Below are 16,153 nucleotides of genomic sequence, written 5' to 3'. Positions count from 1 at the left end.
CTTATCGGCTCCGGCTCACCTCCTGGCGCAGCATGGCGTCCAGTGTATCCAGGCGCGAACCTTGAAAGGCGATGGCCATGCCCGGCTCGAACAGCCGCCGCGCCAGACCGCTCAAGACAGTGCCCGGCGGCAGTTCGAGGTGCAGGCGCACGCCGCGTTCGACGGCGGTTTGCAGGGTGGCGTGCCAGTCGACGACGCGGCACATGTTGTGGGCGAGGTCGTCGCGCAGCCTATCTGGATCGGCAATCAGGCGCGCCGAACTGCTGCTGAGATAACCCGCCCGTGGCCGTTGCAGGCTGACCGCGGCGAAAGCCGCCGCCAACTCGGCAGCCGGTTCAGCGAGCAGCGCGCAATGCGAGGGTACGCTGACCGCCAGCGGCTTGACCGCACCAGCCCCCAGCGCCCTCGCCCGCTCGGCCACGGTCGCCATGGCGGCGCGGCTGCCGGCGATCACCAGTTGATTGTCGGCGTTGATATTGGCCAGGTAGACCGGCATCTCGGCACTGTTTACCTGCTCGAGCAAGCGCTCGATGCTGGCTAGCTCCAGGCCGAGAATCGCAGTCATGCCATAACCGCCAGGATAGGCGCTTTGCATCAACTCACCGCGCAATGCGACCAGGTGCACCGCGTCGGCAAAATCCAGAGCCTCGGCGATCACCGCCGCCGCATAGGCGCCGATGGACAGACCAGCCACATAGTCCGGGCGATGACCACGCTGGATCAGCAGACGGGCGCAGGCCACCCCCGCGATCAGCAGGCAGAGTTGTACGGCGCGGGTGTCTTGCAGGGCGGCGGCCGAATCCAGCGCCAGCACCTGTTCGCCCAGCACAGCGTCGGCTTCAGCCAGGCAGGCGCGAACTGCAGGCGTGTCCGGCAAGCCATGCAGCATGCCGGGCTGCTGCGCGCCCTGGCCGGGAAACGCCCAGAGCGTGCTCATGCCACTGCCTGCCTGGCAGCAGCCCAGGGGTCGCCGACCAGCAGCGGCCCGCTGGCGGTCTTGAGCAACACCCGCGCGGCGCCCTTGGCCCACTCGCGCAGGGCCAGGGCACCGCAGGGAGTTTCCAGTTGCACATCGATCCTGCCCGGCGCGCCATCGAGCTGCGCGCACAAGGCCTGAGCCCAGGCCCGCGACACGGGCTGCGGCGCCCGCAACAACAAATCCAGGTCGCTGGCCGGATGCACCGCGGGCAAACCACTGGCCAACTCGAAACCCAGGCTGCCGGTCACGCCCCAGGCCAGACCGCACTCGGCCAGCCGTGGCGCCACCTGCGCCAGGGCACGCAACGCTGGCCACTGCGGCCGGGCATGGGCGTGCCAACGGCCGGCGCGGACGATGGCCTCGGGGCTGACCTGGCGGCGGATCGCGTCCAGGCGCATCCAGGTGGCGAAGCGCTGCTCACGGGCCTGACCGCGGATGCCCACCGCAATCCAGCCTGGCTCGGCCGGCGCGCGGCGCACCACCACCGGCGCATAGCGGCGCAGAGCCGCATGCGCCCAGGCTGGCGCATCCGCCGCCAGCTGCTCGGCAGTCATGCCCCAGAGCAGGTCGTGGGGGCGTGGCATACTCACTATATTGGTCGTCATGACTACCTCCGGGCGCTCTGCGCTTACCACTGCGCCCGCAACAACTCGCGCACCCGCGAGGACGCCGCCCGATTGGCGGCGCCCAGACGACCGCGCAAGTCCTTGGCGCCGCCGGCGATATCCGCCAGGGCCTGACCCAGGCAGTCCTGCACCCGGGCGATATCCTCTGCAGTCGGTTGAGCGATCTCGGCCACTGCCAAGGTTTCCCAGAGCAGGCCAAGCGAGGCGTAGCTGTCCAGGTCATAGGCCATCGGCGGCACGCAGGCGGCCAGGGCCTCCAGTTCCTCCAGGCTGCGCAGGGTGATGCGCGCCGCCGCGGCCTTGCCCATGGCGTGCACCATCACCCCCGGATCGCGCAAGGCAATCAGGCGCTGCGCCTGGTAACCGTGGGCGAGAAAGGCCCCGGACATGGCCTTGCCGACCAGCAGGCCGACCAGCGCATGCCCGGCCAGGCGGGCGCGGGCGTAGCTGTCCACCGCGCCGGCCAGGGCCTGGTGAATGCCGTAGGCCTCCTCGCGACGGCCGTAGGCCTGGCTCGGCACATCGACTATGGCGATCAGCGCACGCTTGTGCGGGCTGCCGGCGTCGGCCTGGATCGCCTCGTCCACCGCCTTGGCCAGCCCCCAGCCTTCGAGCAGGCCGACTTCACCGTTACGGGCCCGCGGGAAGGAATTGCCGGCGTCGGCCACCACCGCCAGGTAGCGCACCGGCTGGCCGGCCAGCTCGGCATCGGCCACCAGCAGCGAAGCTGGCAGCCCGGCGACGGGCGCCGCAGCGCCAACCAGGGCGTGAAACCAGCTGCGACCGCGTTGTTCGATAGTGCTGCTCATGGCTGTTCTCCTTGATAGGCGCGGCGTACGGCAGCGGCATCGGCCTGGATGGAGGTGTCGACGCCCTGCAGGCGTTCGAGGAACCAGGCATGTTGACGGCTGCGCTGCAGCGCCGGCTTGCCCTGACGGAACAAGGCGATCAGTTGCTGGCGAATCGGCTCGACATCGTCGGCCACATAGGCATCCACCAGGCCACTGGCATAGCGCTGCTCGCCGCCGGTCAGGCTCCAGATGAAGGGCCGGTCGCGCGAATCGTATTCGTCGACGCCGGCTTCCTGTTCGATCACCTGCGGACCGTTGAGGCCCAGGCGCGCCTCGCGGGTGACCAGCAGGTAGCTGCATAGCCCGGCGGCGATGGACATGCCGCCGAAGCAGCCGACCGGTCCGGCGATCAGGGCGATCACCGGCTGGTACTGGCGCAGCTCGACGATGGCTGCCTGGATTTCGGCAATGGCGGCCAGGCCGAGGTTGGCCTCCTGCAGACGCACGCCGCCGGTTTCCAGCAGCAGCACGGCGCGGGTCGGTGTGCCGTTGCGGTTGTCCTCGGCAGCCAGCTCCAGCGCACCGGCGATTTTCGCCCCGCCCACTTCGCCGAGGCTGCCGCCCTGGAACGTACCTTCGATGGCGACGATCAAGGCGGGCTGACCGTCGAGCAGGCCCTTGCCGACCACCACCCCATCATCGGCCTGGGGCACGATGCCCTGCCTGGCCAGCCAGGGCGACATCACCCTGGCAAAGGGATCGATCAGCTCGCGAAAACTATCGGCGTCCAGCAGGGCACGGGCACGCTGGCGTGCACCCAGTTCGGTAAAGCTGCGCTGCGCAAGCAGGCGCTGGATATTGGCGTCATGCATGGGATAGCTCCTCCAGCCCTTGCTCCAGGCGCAGGCGCACCACCCCGGGAGTCGCACCAAAGTCATGAATGGAAATGTTCAGCGCCGGCAGGCTCTGCGCACGGAACATGCGTTCGAACACCTGCTGCCAGCGCGCTGCGCTGCCGTTCACCGAGGTCACCACCTGGATCGTCAGGCTGCCGACGCTGCCGGGCTCGAGCAGCACTTCCAGGTCGCCGGAGCCGACGCAACCGACCAGCGCGCGGCCCTGGGCCGGTTGCCCGGCGGGAAATTCAAAGGACAGGGTTTCCATGCTTACACACTCCCAATCTGCGTCCGCAGCGCAGGCTGCAGACGGTCGAGGAATAAAGACGCGGCGAGCAAATCGGCTGCACCGCCGGGTGAGGCACGCAGCCTCAACATGTCGTAATCGAGTTCACGCAGGCGCCGGCGCCCATCCAGGCTGGCGCAACCGCCGGCCTTGAGCACCGCGCGCGCGCCGCCCTGCATGCTGCTCAGGCCGGCCAGGCCGGCGCGATAGAGCACGCAGGTATCGGTCAAGGTGCTCATGATCGCCAGCAAGGCATCCAGCCGGGCGTTCTGCTCGCCGGCCGCCGCCGCGCGGCTGCGCTGCAATTGCGGCAAGGCCTGCTGGGTTATTGCCGGAAAGCCCAGTTGCGCCTCTTCGCGAGCGCCGCGCACGCCGTACAGGCGGCAGACCTGCGCACCGTGGCTGGCGCCATTGGCTGGCGCGGCACGGTCGTTGAGCAGCGCAATACGCGCCGCGCGCAACGTCACGGCAGCCGGCTTGAGTGCCTGGCTATCCAGCGCAGCGGCAGCCGTCAGCAGGCCCAGGGCCCAGATCGCACCGCGATGGGTATTCACCCCGCCGGTGATGCGCAGCATCTCCACTTCGCCCTCGCGGCCGATACGCCCCAGCGCTTCGCGCAGCGGCTGGCCGACTTCGCCCAGGTCGAGGGCGGTTTCGGCCATGGCCTTGAACGCCGGCCACAGCGCCAGCGCCGAGGCATGCATCAACCCCAGGTGCAGGTCGCTGTGGGCGCCGCTGCCACGGCGGTCGACCAGCCCCGGCTTGGGCGACAGGTCGGCCTCGTCGATCAGCGCCTCCACCGCCAGATCCGCCAGGCACTCGCTCAGGGACAGCTGCGGTTGTCGTGCATTGAGTGCGCTCATCACCAGCTCCTGAATTTGCCGGGCGGGTTGTACAGGCCGCCGGACCAGTCGACCAGCTCGGCGATGCTCTTGGCCGCCAGCAGTTCGCGGCTGGCGTCGGCGCGGCGGATACCGAGGTCTTCCGGCAGGGCGATCAGGCCTTCGCGGCGCATCCGTTCGCTGTCCTTCGGGTTATGACGCAGACCGATGGCGGTGACGCCGGCGACCGCGGCGATCATCGCCTGGCGCTCCTCCAGCGAACGCGCCTTGTACAGGTAGGCGATGCCCTCTTCGGTGAGCAGGTGGGTGACGTCGTCGCCGTAGATCATGATCGGCGCCAGCGGCATGCCGCTTTTCTTCGCCACCTCGACCGCATCGAGCCGATCGACGAAGGTCGGTTTACCGCCCTCCTGGAAGGTCTCGACCATCTGCACCACCAGCTTCTTGCCGCGTTCGAGCATGGCTGCGGGGCTGCCGCTCTGGTCCTGGCGCATGTCCAGCCAGGCCGGGCTGGCATGCCGGCGGCCGCGCGGGTCGTGGCCCATGTTCGGCGCACCGCCGAAACCGGCCAGGCGACCGCGGGTGACGGTGGAGGAATGGCCGTCGCCGTCGACCTGGAGGGTGGCGCCGATAAACAGGTCGACCGCATACTGCCCGGCCAGCTGGCACATCATGCGGTTGGAGCGCAGCGAGCCGTCGCGGCCGGTGAAGAACACGTCCGGGCGCATGGCGATGTAGTTCTCCATGCCCAGTTCGGTGCCGAAGCAGTGCACGCTCTCGACCCAGCCGGTTTCGATGGCCGGGATCAGGGTCGGGTGCGGATTGAGCGTCCAGTTGCGGCAAATCTTGCCCTTGAGGCCGAGCGACTCGCCGTAGGTCGGCAGGATCAGCTCGATGGCGGCGGTGTTGAAGCCGATGCCGTGGTTGAGCGACTGCACCTTGTGCTTTTCGTAGATGCCACGGATCGCCATCATCGCCATCAGCACATGCACCGGCTTGATGTGGCGCGGGTCGCGGGTGAACAGCGGCTCGATATAGAACGGCTTGTCCGCCACCACCACGAAATCCACCCAGGAGGCCGGGATATCCACCCGCGGCAGCTCGTCGACGATCTCGTTGACCTGGAAGATCACGATGCCGTCACTGAAGGCCGTGGGCTCGACCAGCGCCGGAGTGTCCTCGGTGCTCGGCCCGGTGTAGATGTTGCCGGCGCGGTCGGCCTGGAAGCCGGCGACCAGGGCGACGTTGGGGATCAGGTCGACCAGCAGGCGCGAATACAGCTCGATATAGGTGTGGATGGCGCCGACTTCGAGCAGGCCGTCTTCCAGCAACTGGCTGATGCGCAGGCTCTGCGGACCGGCGAAGGAGAAGTCGAGCTTGCGCGCGATGCCCCGCTCGAACAGGTCCAGATGCTCGGCGCGACTGACGCTGGGCATGATCATGTGCAAGTCGTGCAAACGGCCGGGGTCGACCTTGGCCAGCGAGCGGGAGAGAAAATCCGCCTGCTTCTGGTTGTTGCCTTCGAGCACCACCCGATCGCCGGGGGCGATCAGCGCTTCGAGCGCCGCGACTATCTTGTCGCCGGGCAGGACCACGCCATCGGCGAGGCTGCGCACCTGATCGAGACGCCGGGCTTTTTCAGCGCGACGACGCGACCATTGCGGCGGTGGGGATATTGTTGTTGTCATTGAAGACTCCACGAGTTCCGCTGTCGTGGGAGCACCTTAGGAGCGCGACCGGTGCGCCATCAATCAAGCGAACGGCCGTTCTATTACGCTCAGGTTAACGATCGCTCTAGTGCCGCCCCTGCCGCCCGCCCACGGCCGTGACAACCTTCGTTCGGTTAACTAAGCGGCCCAGACCGGGCATACTGCTGCACCTGTAATCGAGCCGGTTCCTCGCCCGTATGCGCATCCACGTCAGCTTTATCGACCGCGTTGGTATCACCCAGGAAGTCCTGGCCCTGCTCGGCGGGCGCAATCTCAACCTGGACGCGGTGGAGATGGTGCCGCCGAACGTCTACATTGATGCGCCAACCCTCAGCGCCGCGGTGCTCGACGAGCTGCGCGAGGCGCTGTTCAAGGTGCGCGGCGTGCAGACGGTGACCATCGTCGACATCCTGCCCGGCCAGCGGCGGCGCCTGCAGCTCGACGCCCTGCTCGCGGCCATGACCGACCCGGTGCTGGCGGTGGATGGCGAGGGCCGCGTGCTGCTGGCCAATCCGGCCTTGATCGCCCTGTGTGAACGCGAAGTCGAAGGGCTGTCGCTCGGTGAACTGTTCGCTGACCCGGCCTTGCACAGCGCGCTGCTGGAGCAGCAATTCCGCCTGCCGCTGCGTGAAGTCACCCTCAACGGCCAGGCGCTGTTACTCGATGCCATGCCGATCAGCGAAACCGCCGGCGCCGGCCAGCGCCAGCTTGCCGGCGGCCTGCTCACCCTGTACGCGCCGAGCCGCATCGGCGAACGCCTGGCGGCACTGCACCACGACCATGCCGATGGCTTCGATTCGCTGCTCGGCGAATCGCTGCCGATCCGCACCCTGAAGACTCGCGCCCTGCGCGTCGCCAGCCTCGATGCACCGTTGTTGATCCAGGGTGAAACCGGCACCGGCAAGGAGCTGGTCGCGCGCGGCTGTCACGCCATCAGCGCACGCCACAACGCCCCCTTTCTCGCGCTGAACTGCGCGGCATTGCCGGAGAACCTCGCCGAAAGCGAACTGTTCGGCTACGCCCCCGGCGCCTTTACCGGGGCTCAGCGCGGCGGCAAACCGGGGTTGCTGGAACTGGCCAACCAGGGCACGGTGTTTCTCGATGAAATCGGCGAGATGTCGCCGTATCTGCAGGCCAAACTGCTGCGCTTCCTCAGTGACGGCACCTTCCGCCGGGTCGGCGGCGAGCGCGAGGTCAAGGTCGATGTGCGCATTCTCAGCGCGACCCACCGCAACCTGGAAAAGATGGTCGGCGAAGGCGCCTTCCGCGAAGACCTGTTCTACCGCCTCAACGTGCTCAACCTGGAAGTGCCGCCGTTGCGCGAGCGCGGCCAGGACATCCTGTTGCTGGCCCGGCATTTCATGCAGCAAGCCTGCGCGCAGATCCAGCGCCCGCAGTGCCGCCTGGCGCCGGACACCTACCCGGCGCTGCTCGGCAACCGCTGGCCGGGTAACGTGCGTCAGCTGCAGAACGTGATCTTCCGCGCCGCCGCCATCTGCGAAAGCAACCTGGTGCAGATCGACGACCTGGACATTGCCAGCACCGCCGTAGCGCCGCAACGGCTCGAAGGCGAGATCGTCAGCCTGGAAGCCGCCGTGGCCGGTTTCGAGAAGGCCCTGCTGGAAAAGCTCTACCTCAGCCACCCTTCCAGCCGGCAACTGGCCGCGCGCCTGCACACCTCGCACAGCGCCATCGCCATGCGCCTGCGCAAGTATGGGATTTCCGGCAAGGGTTGAGAGCTTGTGAAAAAACGCTCGCCTACTGCGATTTTTTCACAAACCCTGAGAGGCTGAAGCCGCGTTCACTGGCACGCAGCGCTTCCTACGGGTTGGCAGTCGCAGCGCTTCTGCAGGGTGCGCCGTGCGCACCCCCATAAAAGCCAAAGGCCGGCATTTAGCCGGCCTTCACCTCAAAGCTCTGCGTCAGGGAAATCAGCCCGCCGGCCGATTCCCCCGCCAGGCTGGCGCGATCAGAGGGTGTATTGCTGCAGATGCTTCATCATCGCCTGCAAGGCCTCGATGTTGTCGGCCGGGTGCACCGCGTCGTCGAAGTTGCAGATCTGTTGCCAATGCTCGGCCACGTCTTCCGGGCTGAAACCGACACGCGGGTCGAAACCGGTGCCCAGGCTGCGCTCCCAGCGCGTCTTGCCGATCCAGCCGCCGCCGACCTCGAACAGGCCGGAGGTTTCTGCGCAGGCCTGGCTGGCCAGGTAGACCACCAGCGGGCTGACCAGCTCGGGCTTGAGCTGCTCGAACACCTGCGGCGGGATCAGCCCTTCGGTCATGCGCGTGCCGCCGGTGGGGGCGATGGCGTTGACCAGGATGTTGTTCTTGCGTCCCTCGATGGCCAGGGTACGGGTCAGGCCGTAGAGGCCGAGCTTGGCCATGCCGTAGTTGGACTGGCCGAAGTTGCCGTAGATGCCGGACGTGGAGGCGGTGAAGATCACCCGCCCGTAGTTCTGCTCGCGCATGTGCGGCCAGGCGGCGCGGGTGACCTTGTAGGCGCCTTCGACGTGCACCTTGTAGACCAGGTCCCAGTCGGCGTCGTCCATCTTGTGGAAGGTCTTGTCGCGCAGGATGCCGGCGTTGTTGACCACCACATCGACACGGCCGAAGCTGTCCAGGGCGCACTGGACGATCTTCTCGCCATCGGTCACCGAGTCATGGTTGGCCACCGCGGTGCCGCCGGCGGCGCGGATTTCCTCGACCACCTTGGCGGCGGCCGATGCATTGGCGCCTTCGCCATGGGTGCTACCACCGAGATCGTTGACCACCACCTTGGCGCCATGTTTGGCGAACAGCAGGGCATGGGCGCGGCCCAGCCCACCACCGGCCCCGGTGACAATCACGACTTGGTCTTGAAAACGGATGGCTTCGCTCATGGGCTAGGTTCCTTGGCAGGTTGGCAATGGCTCGAGTGTCCAGCAGGCATGCACCGCCCACAATAAAGACGCTTGCATCTGAATAGTGTTCGATAAGGCAGCAGGATGATGGCACCGCCCCCATCATGCGCCTTGCTTATAGTGTTTGGCGAAAAGCCAGGTAATGCTCCAGCACTTGCTCGGGTGCCTCGATCTGCGGGTAATGGCCGATGCCATCGAGCAGCACGGTGTCGGGCGCCGGGATCAGCTCGCGGTAACGCGCCAGCATATGCGCACCGGAGATCGGGTCGACTGCGCCGTCGATCACTCGCAGCGGCACCCCGCCGCGCTGCATCGCCGCCAGCCAGCGCTCGCGCTGCACCCGGCGCTCGGGCATATAGCGAATCAGCCGGTGCATTACCCTGGGCCCATCGTTGCGCGCGATCAGGCGCCAGTAATCGTCCAGTTCCTCTGCGCTGGGCTGGGTCTGCGGCCCGAATACCCTGGCGAAATTGGCCGCCAGCTTCTGCCGGTTGAACAGCCGGCCGATCAACGCCCCGATGGGGCTGAGCAGCAGCTTCTGCACCAGCACCGGGCGATGGGTCTCGGGGAACAGGCCGCCATTGAGGAACACGCAACTGGCCAGCTGCAGGCGGCTCTCATAATGCCTTGCCAGCAATTCCTGGGCGACGCTGTCGCCATAGTCATGCGCCAGCACATGCAGCGGCGCCTGAATGCCCAGGTGCACGAACAGCGCCTGCTGCAGGTCGGCCTGCTCCAGCAGGCTGTAAGCATGCCCGCGCGGCTTGGCCGAATCGCCGAAGCCGAGCATGTCGCAGGCGATCAGGTGGTATTTCTTCGCCAGCGACGCCCACAGATAGTGCCAATCCCAACTGGCGGTGGGGAAACCGTGGATCAGCAGCAGCGGTTCGGCGCTGGCCGCGCCCGCCGTCCAGTAGCGCAGGGCATGGCCGCGAAAGTCGAAGTCCCGCCCCTGGGCGCGCCAGTCCGCCAGGGCAATGCCGGCCAGCCGCGTCACTCGGCGTAGCCCGGCATCTGCTGGTCGAGCTTGCGCAACAAGGCCGGCCAGGGCAGCGCGCCGCCCATGCCCTGCGGACTTTTCATCACCCCGGCGACCATCGCCCTGGCGCCATCGAGGATCTGCTGCGGGATCTGGATCAGCTCGGCACCGCCGCTCTGCGCCATCACCTGGATCTCGCAGGCGCGCTGCAGGATGAACATCATCAGGAAGGCGTCGGCGATGCTGCCGGCGGCGGTGAGCAGGCCGTGATTGGGCAGGATCATGAAGTTCTTGTCGCCCAGATCCTGTTGCAGACGAGCCTTCTCGTCATGGTTCAGCGCCACGCCTTCGTAGCCGTGATAGGCCAGGCTGGCGAGCACGAACAGCGACTGCTGCGACAGCGGCAACAGGCCCTGCTTCTGCGCCGACACGGCAATGCCGGCGGCGGTGTGGATGTGCAGCACGCAGGCGACATCATGGCGCACCTCGTGCACCGCGCTGTGGATGGTGTAGCCGGCCGGATTGATATCGAACGGACTGTCCATCAGCTTGTTGCCGGCCAGGTCGATCTTCACCAGGTTCGAGGCCGTGATCTCGTGAAACATCAGCCCGTAGGGATTGATCAGGAAATCCTCGCTGCCCGGCACCTTGGCCGAGATGTGGGTGAAGATCAGGTCATCCCAGCCATACAGGGCGATCAGTCGGTAGCAGGCGGCCAGGTCGACCCGCGCCTGCCATTCGGCGGCGGACACCTGATCCTTGAGATTGAGGCGGGGCAGAGCATGGGCAGCGGTCATGGCATACACCTTGGCACTTGTTGTTATGAGTGCCTAGGAGTCTAGCGAGGGATGGGCAAAAGGTGAGTTGCCCTGGCAGCCAGCTTAGTGACCGAGCAGGCCTTGTCTGCTTGCCGCGTGATCGGGACGGCCGTCCGTTCGCCGTGCAGCACCACGATCAGCTCATGCCCACCTGCGTCCATCAGGCCTGCAGCGCCGCCATGAACTCGGCCAGCCAGGGCTCGGCGTCGCTTTCCGGGGTGACGCTTTCGCTGCTGTCCAGACGCAACATCGGCTGCACTTCGCGAATGCCCAGCTCGGCGTACAACTCGCGCACCAGCTCGCCGCCACCGCAGAAGGTATCGCCGTAGCTGGAATCACCCAGGGCAATCACCCCGCCGGGCAGACCACTCCATGCGGGCAGATGATCGCGGATGGCGAAGTACAACGGCTGCAGGTTATCCGGCAGCTCGCCCATGCCGGTGGTCGAGGTCACAGCCAGAAAGGCGTCGGGGGCAAACGCCTGGACATCGGCCAGGTTGGCGCGCGGGTTGTGCCAGGCGTCGAACCCGGCCTCTTTCATCAGCCGCTCGGCATGCCGGGCGACTTCCTCGGCGGTGCCATAAACCGAACCGGAAAGGATGGCGACTTTCATAAATAACTCCGAAACATGCAGAACACAGTCTGAAACGGCGGGCATTATGCCGCAAGTAGACAGCGTGCCCGGATGTTTTAGAATGCAGCGACAGAGCCCAGGAATCGCCTCATGATCAACGCCAAACTGCTGCAACTGGTGATCAACGCTTCGAACGACGGCATCGTGGTTGCCGAACAAGAAGGCGATGACAACATCCTCATCTATGCCAACCCCGCCTTTGAAAGGCTCACCGGCTATGCCAGCGAAGACATTCTCTACCAGGATTGCCGCTTCCTGCAGGCCGACGACCGCGACCAACCCGGCCTGGCCGCCATTCGTGCAGCGGTGAAGGCCAAGCAGCCCTGCCGGCAGATCATCCGCAATTACCGCAAGGACGGCAGCGCATTCTGGAACGAACTGTCGATCACGCCGGTGTTCAACGAAGCCGATCAGCTGACCTACTACATCGGCATCCAGAAGAATGTCACCGAGCACGTACAAGCCCAGGAACGGGTCAAGGAACTGGAAGCCGAGCTGGCGACCCTGCGTGCGGAATTGACCCAGTTGAAAACCCGACCACTGGCATAAACCAATAACGAACTATGCTGTCCTAAAGGGTCAAGCCTTTCGCGCAGAGTTCGACCATGCAAGAACAGCCATTACTCACCCAGGCCGAGCTGGACTTTATCCAGCGTCTGAATAAAAAATCTGCGGCAAGCAAACGCAAGCCCGCACCCATGCCTGTACCTGTGCCTGACCTGCTGGTCGATGCCGGCGCCCAGCTCAAAGAGCTGCTCGCCTACTGTGCAGCCAATGAGCAGTTGACCATCGAAGCGCACATCGCCAATCAGCGCCTGATGTTTACCCCGCAATTGATCGAGGATGCGCACCACGTGCAGCACCTCGAGCTCGGCACCCCGCAGATCTTCGATGAGGGCCCAGCCAGCCGTGCCTGGCGCCTGCCGCTGGATCCGCCCGTTGCGCTGCGCCAGCGCAATGGCAAACCCAGCGACCTGTGGATACACGAACTATCGCTCAACGGGCTGCTGGTCGAGCGGCGCAGCAAACATGCCGCACCCGAGCACTTCGAACTGATCCTGCCGCTCGCCGGCCAGAAGCCGATTGCCATTGAAGGCAGCCTGGTACGTAAAACCTCTGGCGGGTTCCTGGCCTATCAACTCGACCCGCTCGACAAGCGCGGCAGCGAGCGCTTGCAGCAGTTCATTTTCCAGCAGCACCGCGCCCTCCACCCCCAGGCCGTCCAGGGCTAGCGGGCGATCCTTTAGGCTCTAAGCGTGCGGATCTTCCGTAGGAGATCCCGCCTCGCCTACGACGCCGCGAAATCCCCAGATGAATCCGCTGGCTGGATGTCCATCAAAGAGCTTCAGCCTTTGTCAGGTATCCAGTTGCCCGGCGAGAAACTGCTGCAAACGGCGTTGCATCAGGCGGCCCTCGTTGCCGAGGCAGGCTATCGGCGAGCCGCTCAGGCTGTCCTCGGCGAGTTCGGCGCCATCCCCCGCCAGCACCAGCGGGCAATCCAGCGCCAGCGCCAGGCGCGCCAGCACGCGCGGCAAGTCGTCACTGGGTGGCAGATTGGTGAACAGCACCAGCGCCTGCGGCTGCATGCGCTCGCAAACCAGGGCCAACTCCTCCAGCGGCTGCCCCACCCCCAGCACACTGACCGACACCTCCGAACTGCTCAACAGCAGGCCGGTGACCAGCAATTCCAACTCGCGACAGTGACCCGGCAAGGCCGCCAGCAGGACCCGCTCTTCGACCTGGGTGCGGAAGATCTGCAGGCGCTGCAGGGTGCGCGCGCGCAGAAAGGTATCGAGGAACAACCACTCGCTGGCCTGACCAAACTCGTCCTGACGCAGCAGCAATTCCTGCCAGAGCGGCATCAGAATGTCCTGGAACACCACCGGCAGCGGGTAGCTGGAAAAAACCTGGCCGTACAACCGATCGAGCCTGACATCGTCGAAGGCACTGACCGCGCGGCGCAGTTGCGCTTGCCATTCCGCCCACTCACCGCAGGTGACCTCTTCATAAACCGGCGTGCTGGCCGATCGGGTCGAAATGTTTTTCGCCAGAATCTTGCCGACCTTGCTGACCGACACGCCGCGTTCGATCCACGCCAGAATGCTGCGCACGGACTCGATGTCCGCCTGCGAGTAGAGGCGATGCCCACTGTCGGTGCGTGTCGGCCGGATCAATCCGTAGCGGCGCTCCCAGGCCCGCAAGGTCACCGGGTTGACCCCGGTCAATCGCGATACCTCGCGGATAGGAAACAGCTCCTCCTGCTTGAGGGCACTCGAATCGAGGGACAAGGCACCAACGAGATCGGACATGGGAGAGGCATCACCGCAGAAATGTTGCCGGCATTGTAACTCAGCTGACATCGACCTACATTGTACAAGACCTATACATAGAACTTGACCATGCCTAACGCTCCGCGCTGGCCGCTGACCCTTTACTACGATGGCGACTGTCCGCTGTGCGCCCGGGAGATCCGGTTACTCAGCCGGCATGCCGCCCCCCAGCGCCTGTTGCTGATCGATATCGGCGGCGCAGACTTCCGGGCAGACAGCGTCGGCATTGACAAAGCCACCCTGGCCAACAGGCTGCACGCCCGCTTCGCCGACGGCCAATGGGTGACCGGCCTCGATGCCACGCTCTGGAGCTGGCGCGCGGCGGGACTTGGCCGCTGGGCCACGCCCCTGACCTGGCGGCCGCTGCGCCCGGTTTTCGAGTTGGGTTACCGGCTATTCTGCCGGCTGCGCCCGCAGCTGGCCTGGCTGCCCCATCCGCAAGCCGGCAAACGCTGCCAGCGCGAACAATGCGGGAGCGACCGCCACCCGTGAAGCGGATCCCGGCGGTTGGGAAAACAGCGAGCGCAGCGACAACCCGCCAGCTTTTGTACCGCGTCGATTAACCATTGGTGCACTGCCGGCGGCGAGTGACTGCCTACGGATCGCGGATTGCCCCAGATCGGGCGAATTGCTCGAGACAATTGGTCGGAGCCCTAGGCGCCGGTGAGCGGCCGCAAAGCCTGTGCGCGGCCGCTCAGCGCAATCACCTGCACGGCATAGCCACTGCAAGGCACGGCAAGCACCTCGACCCGCTCGACCTGCCGCCACAGCAGCGCGATACGCAATTGCCACGGACTCATAGCCACCCCAAATAACTGTACATATAAATTTGTATTGTACAGCATAAAATCAACTTTTCCGAACATCCCTGCCCTATACACACGTGAGCAAGCCCAGCAGAATAGGCAAAACAGATCGCACCAGCAGTAACCATGCAGGCCGCATGGTTGTACAAACTCTACAGCTGGTATAACTTTGCCACTGGTTCAGTCGGCGAAGCGCCTTACTGGTCAGGTATCCGGCGTAACGTCGCTGAACCTACTCTTTTCCTCAGCCGAGCCCATCATGAGCGCTAGCGCATCACCTGTTCTGATCACTGGCGCCAGTCAACGCATCGGCCTGTACTGTGCCGAGCGCCTGCTGGACGATGGCCATCGACTGATTGCCACTTACCGCAGTGAGCGCGAGGGCATCAAGCACCTGCGCGCGCGGGGGGCACTGACCATCCAGGCCGACTTTTCCAGTGAAGCGGGGATTCTCGCCTTTATCGCCGAGCTGAAAACCCATACCGACAGCCTGCGCGCCATCGTCCACAACGCATCCGCCTGGCTGGTCGAAACACCCGGCGCTGAGGCGGCGATATTCCAGCAGTTGTTCAACGTGCATATGTTGGCGCCCTACCTGATCAACCTGCATTGCGCGGATCTGCTGCGGCGTTCCACCCCCGCCGACATCATCCATATCAGCGACGATGTCGCGCGCAAAGGCAGCGCCAAGCGCCCGGCCTATTGCGCCAGCAAAGCCGGCCTGGACAGCCTCACGCTCTCGTTCGCGGCGAAACTCGCCCCCTGGATCAAGGTCAACGGTATCGCCCCGGCACTGATCCTGTTCAACCCCGACGATGACGCGGCCTACCGGGCAACAACCCTGGAGAAATCGGCCCTGGGCATCGAACCCGGGCCCCAGGTGATCTACCAGAGTTTGCGCTACCTGCTGGATAACCCGTACGTCACCGGCACCACCCTTACCGTAAACGGCGGCCGCCATCTCAAATGAGGCGCGCCTCGAGGACTGCACCTAATGAACCGACAATTGCCTGATCACTACCGCGACATCCTCCTCGGCATAGGTGAGGACCCCGAACGCGAAGGTCTGCTGGATACCCCGGAACGCGCGGCCAAAGCCATGCAATACCTGTGTCACGGCTACCAGAAAAGCCTGGAAGAAGTGGTCAACGGCGCGCTGTTCGCCTCCGACAATGACGAAATGGTCATCGTCAAGGACGTCGAGCTCTATTCCCTGTGCGAGCACCATCTGCTGCCCTTTATCGGCAAGGCGCACGTGGCCTACATCCCCACCGGCAAAGTCCTGGGGCTGTCGAAAGTCGCGCGGATCGTCGACATGTACGCCCGCCGCCTGCAAATCCAGGAAAACCTGACCCGGCAGATCGCCGAAGCCGTGCAGCAGGTCACCAACGCCGCCGGTGTCGCCGTGGTGATCGAAGCCAAGCACATGTGCATGATGATGCGTGGCGTCGAGAAGCAGAACTCGGTCATGACCACCTCGGTGATGCTCGGCGCCTTCCGCGAGTCATACAATACCCGCCATGAGTTCCTGCAACTGATTGGACGGAGCAACTAG

Annotated in this window: 19 protein-coding genes; 6 read left to right on the top strand and 13 right to left on the bottom strand. The window is 65.3% G+C overall.

Going from position 1 to position 16,153, the window contains the following annotated elements; translation table 11 throughout:
• Window position 1 precedes the first annotated feature (1 nt).
• The 7 genes from mdcH to mdcA are packed head-to-tail and all read right to left on the bottom strand — an operon-like array spanning window position 2 to window position 6,108.
• The gene (gene mdcH, locus G9C89_RS03735) at window positions 2-937 is read right to left on the bottom strand and encodes a malonate decarboxylase subunit epsilon (protein ID WP_172144574.1); all 936 of its coding nucleotides are present in this window, start codon (window positions 935-937) and stop codon (window positions 2-4) included.
• The gene (locus G9C89_RS03730; RefSeq protein WP_178115413.1) at window positions 934-1,584 is read right to left on the bottom strand and encodes a malonate decarboxylase holo-ACP synthase; all 651 of its coding nucleotides are present in this window, start codon (window positions 1,582-1,584) and stop codon (window positions 934-936) included. Before G9C89_RS03730 ends, mdcH begins: the two co-directional genes overlap by 4 nt.
• Before the next feature lie 23 nt (window positions 1,585-1,607).
• On the bottom strand, window positions 1,608-2,414 hold the full coding sequence (gene mdcE, locus G9C89_RS03725; protein WP_172144572.1) for a biotin-independent malonate decarboxylase subunit gamma: 807 nt from the start codon (window positions 2,412-2,414) through the stop codon (window positions 1,608-1,610).
• Complete coding sequence (locus G9C89_RS03720; protein WP_172144570.1) at window positions 2,411-3,268, bottom strand: biotin-independent malonate decarboxylase subunit beta; 858 nt, start codon at window positions 3,266-3,268, stop codon at window positions 2,411-2,413. The genes mdcE and G9C89_RS03720 overlap by 4 nt, the downstream gene beginning before the upstream one ends.
• Window positions 3,261-3,560: a malonate decarboxylase subunit delta gene (locus G9C89_RS03715; protein ID WP_172144561.1), complete on the bottom strand. Its 300-nt coding sequence runs from the start codon at window positions 3,558-3,560 to the stop codon at window positions 3,261-3,263. Before G9C89_RS03715 ends, G9C89_RS03720 begins: the two co-directional genes overlap by 8 nt.
• Before the next feature lie 2 nt (window positions 3,561-3,562).
• A complete protein-coding gene (locus G9C89_RS03710) occupies window positions 3,563-4,441 on the bottom strand; it encodes a triphosphoribosyl-dephospho-CoA synthase (protein ID WP_172144559.1) in 879 nt (292 codons plus the stop codon).
• Window positions 4,441-6,108 carry a malonate decarboxylase subunit alpha gene (gene mdcA, locus G9C89_RS03705; RefSeq protein WP_172144557.1) on the bottom strand — a complete coding sequence of 556 codons (1,668 nt, stop codon included), beginning with the start codon at window positions 6,106-6,108 and terminating at the stop codon, window positions 4,441-4,443. The genes G9C89_RS03710 and mdcA overlap by 1 nt, the downstream gene beginning before the upstream one ends.
• A gap of 218 nt (window positions 6,109-6,326) precedes the next feature.
• Here mdcA and G9C89_RS03700 point away from each other — a divergent pair, with 218 nt between their 5' ends.
• Complete coding sequence (locus G9C89_RS03700; RefSeq protein ID WP_172144555.1) at window positions 6,327-7,865, top strand: sigma-54-dependent transcriptional regulator; 1,539 nt, start codon at window positions 6,327-6,329, stop codon at window positions 7,863-7,865.
• 233 nt (window positions 7,866-8,098) lie between these two features.
• Here G9C89_RS03700 and G9C89_RS03695 read toward each other — a convergent pair whose 3' ends face one another.
• The 4 genes from G9C89_RS03695 to G9C89_RS03680 form a co-directional block, all read right to left on the bottom strand.
• Window positions 8,099-9,010 carry an SDR family oxidoreductase gene (locus tag G9C89_RS03695; RefSeq protein WP_172144553.1) on the bottom strand — a complete coding sequence of 304 codons (912 nt, stop codon included), beginning with the start codon at window positions 9,008-9,010 and terminating at the stop codon, window positions 8,099-8,101.
• Window positions 9,011-9,146: 136 nt separating this feature from the next.
• Window positions 9,147-10,028 carry an alpha/beta fold hydrolase gene (locus tag G9C89_RS03690; RefSeq protein WP_172144551.1) on the bottom strand — a complete coding sequence of 294 codons (882 nt, stop codon included), beginning with the start codon at window positions 10,026-10,028 and terminating at the stop codon, window positions 9,147-9,149.
• Entirely contained in the window at window positions 10,025-10,807 is a 783-nt protein-coding gene (locus tag G9C89_RS03685) for a class II aldolase/adducin family protein (protein WP_172144549.1), read from the bottom strand. Before G9C89_RS03685 ends, G9C89_RS03690 begins: the two co-directional genes overlap by 4 nt.
• Before the next feature lie 181 nt (window positions 10,808-10,988).
• Window positions 10,989-11,441, bottom strand: coding sequence for a flavodoxin (locus tag G9C89_RS03680; protein WP_172144547.1), 453 nt, complete (start codon window positions 11,439-11,441; stop codon window positions 10,989-10,991).
• Window positions 11,442-11,552: 111 nt separating this feature from the next.
• Between G9C89_RS03680 and G9C89_RS03675 the strand changes: the two genes are divergently transcribed.
• The gene (locus G9C89_RS03675) at window positions 11,553-12,011 is read left to right on the top strand and encodes a PAS domain-containing protein (protein ID WP_172144545.1); all 459 of its coding nucleotides are present in this window, start codon (window positions 11,553-11,555) and stop codon (window positions 12,009-12,011) included.
• Between the two features lie 56 nt (window positions 12,012-12,067).
• Complete coding sequence (locus tag G9C89_RS03670) at window positions 12,068-12,694, top strand: PilZ domain-containing protein (RefSeq protein WP_172144543.1); 627 nt, start codon at window positions 12,068-12,070, stop codon at window positions 12,692-12,694.
• A gap of 123 nt (window positions 12,695-12,817) precedes the next feature.
• Here the strand turns inward: G9C89_RS03670 and G9C89_RS03665 are convergent, their stop codons facing one another.
• Window positions 12,818-13,771 (bottom strand): MerR family transcriptional regulator, encoded by a 954-nt coding sequence (locus G9C89_RS03665; RefSeq protein WP_172144541.1) that lies wholly within the window; start codon window positions 13,769-13,771, stop codon window positions 12,818-12,820.
• A 90-nt stretch (window positions 13,772-13,861) separates the two neighbouring features.
• On the opposite strand from G9C89_RS03665, the gene G9C89_RS03660 reads away from it, so the two are divergent.
• Window positions 13,862-14,284: a thiol-disulfide oxidoreductase DCC family protein gene (locus tag G9C89_RS03660; protein WP_172144539.1), complete on the top strand. Its 423-nt coding sequence runs from the start codon at window positions 13,862-13,864 to the stop codon at window positions 14,282-14,284.
• Window positions 14,285-14,445: 161 nt separating this feature from the next.
• Here the strand turns inward: G9C89_RS03660 and G9C89_RS03655 are convergent, their stop codons facing one another.
• Window positions 14,446-14,592, bottom strand: a complete 147-nt coding sequence (locus tag G9C89_RS03655; protein WP_172144537.1) for a hypothetical protein — start codon at window positions 14,590-14,592, stop codon at window positions 14,446-14,448.
• Window positions 14,593-14,857: 265 nt separating this feature from the next.
• On the opposite strand from G9C89_RS03655, the gene folM reads away from it, so the two are divergent.
• Both folM and folE read left to right on the top strand, forming a co-directional pair.
• A complete protein-coding gene (folM, locus tag G9C89_RS03650; protein WP_172144535.1) occupies window positions 14,858-15,568 on the top strand; it encodes a dihydromonapterin reductase in 711 nt (236 codons plus the stop codon).
• Between the two features lie 24 nt (window positions 15,569-15,592).
• Window positions 15,593-16,153: a GTP cyclohydrolase I FolE gene (gene folE, locus G9C89_RS03645; RefSeq protein ID WP_172144533.1), complete on the top strand. Its 561-nt coding sequence runs from the start codon at window positions 15,593-15,595 to the stop codon at window positions 16,151-16,153.

Origin of the sequence: Pseudomonas tumuqii (assembly GCF_013184545.1) — a bacterium.
Lineage (GTDB): Bacteria > Pseudomonadota > Gammaproteobacteria > Pseudomonadales > Pseudomonadaceae > Aquipseudomonas > Aquipseudomonas tumuqii.
The sequence above is the reverse complement of the archived record's forward strand: the minus strand, read 5'-3'. Positions and strand labels throughout refer to the sequence as shown.

Coding starts and splice junctions, on each gene's coding strand:
- mdcH (WP_172144574.1), bottom strand. CDS start 937: ATGAGCACGCTCTGGGCGTTTCCCGGCCAGGGCGCGCAGCAGCCCGGC.
- G9C89_RS03730 (WP_178115413.1), bottom strand. CDS start 1,584: ATGACGACCAATATAGTGAGTATGCCACGCCCCCACGACCTGCTCTGG.
- mdcE (WP_172144572.1), bottom strand. CDS start 2,414: ATGAGCAGCACTATCGAACAACGCGGTCGCAGCTGGTTTCACGCCCTG.
- G9C89_RS03720 (WP_172144570.1), bottom strand. CDS start 3,268: ATGCATGACGCCAATATCCAGCGCCTGCTTGCGCAGCGCAGCTTTACC.
- G9C89_RS03715 (WP_172144561.1), bottom strand. CDS start 3,560: ATGGAAACCCTGTCCTTTGAATTTCCCGCCGGGCAACCGGCCCAGGGC.
- G9C89_RS03710 (WP_172144559.1), bottom strand. CDS start 4,441: ATGAGCGCACTCAATGCACGACAACCGCAGCTGTCCCTGAGCGAGTGC.
- mdcA (WP_172144557.1), bottom strand. CDS start 6,108: ATGACAACAACAATATCCCCACCGCCGCAATGGTCGCGTCGTCGCGCT.
- G9C89_RS03700 (WP_172144555.1), top strand. CDS start 6,327: ATGCGCATCCACGTCAGCTTTATCGACCGCGTTGGTATCACCCAGGAA.
- G9C89_RS03695 (WP_172144553.1), bottom strand. CDS start 9,010: ATGAGCGAAGCCATCCGTTTTCAAGACCAAGTCGTGATTGTCACCGGG.
- G9C89_RS03685 (WP_172144549.1), bottom strand. CDS start 10,807: ATGACCGCTGCCCATGCTCTGCCCCGCCTCAATCTCAAGGATCAGGTG.
- G9C89_RS03680 (WP_172144547.1), bottom strand. CDS start 11,441: ATGAAAGTCGCCATCCTTTCCGGTTCGGTTTATGGCACCGCCGAGGAA.
- G9C89_RS03675 (WP_172144545.1), top strand. CDS start 11,553: ATGATCAACGCCAAACTGCTGCAACTGGTGATCAACGCTTCGAACGAC.
- G9C89_RS03670 (WP_172144543.1), top strand. CDS start 12,068: ATGCAAGAACAGCCATTACTCACCCAGGCCGAGCTGGACTTTATCCAG.
- G9C89_RS03665 (WP_172144541.1), bottom strand. CDS start 13,771: ATGTCCGATCTCGTTGGTGCCTTGTCCCTCGATTCGAGTGCCCTCAAG.
- G9C89_RS03660 (WP_172144539.1), top strand. CDS start 13,862: ATGCCTAACGCTCCGCGCTGGCCGCTGACCCTTTACTACGATGGCGAC.
- G9C89_RS03655 (WP_172144537.1), bottom strand. CDS start 14,592: ATGAGTCCGTGGCAATTGCGTATCGCGCTGCTGTGGCGGCAGGTCGAG.
- folM (WP_172144535.1), top strand. CDS start 14,858: ATGAGCGCTAGCGCATCACCTGTTCTGATCACTGGCGCCAGTCAACGC.
- folE (WP_172144533.1), top strand. CDS start 15,593: ATGAACCGACAATTGCCTGATCACTACCGCGACATCCTCCTCGGCATA.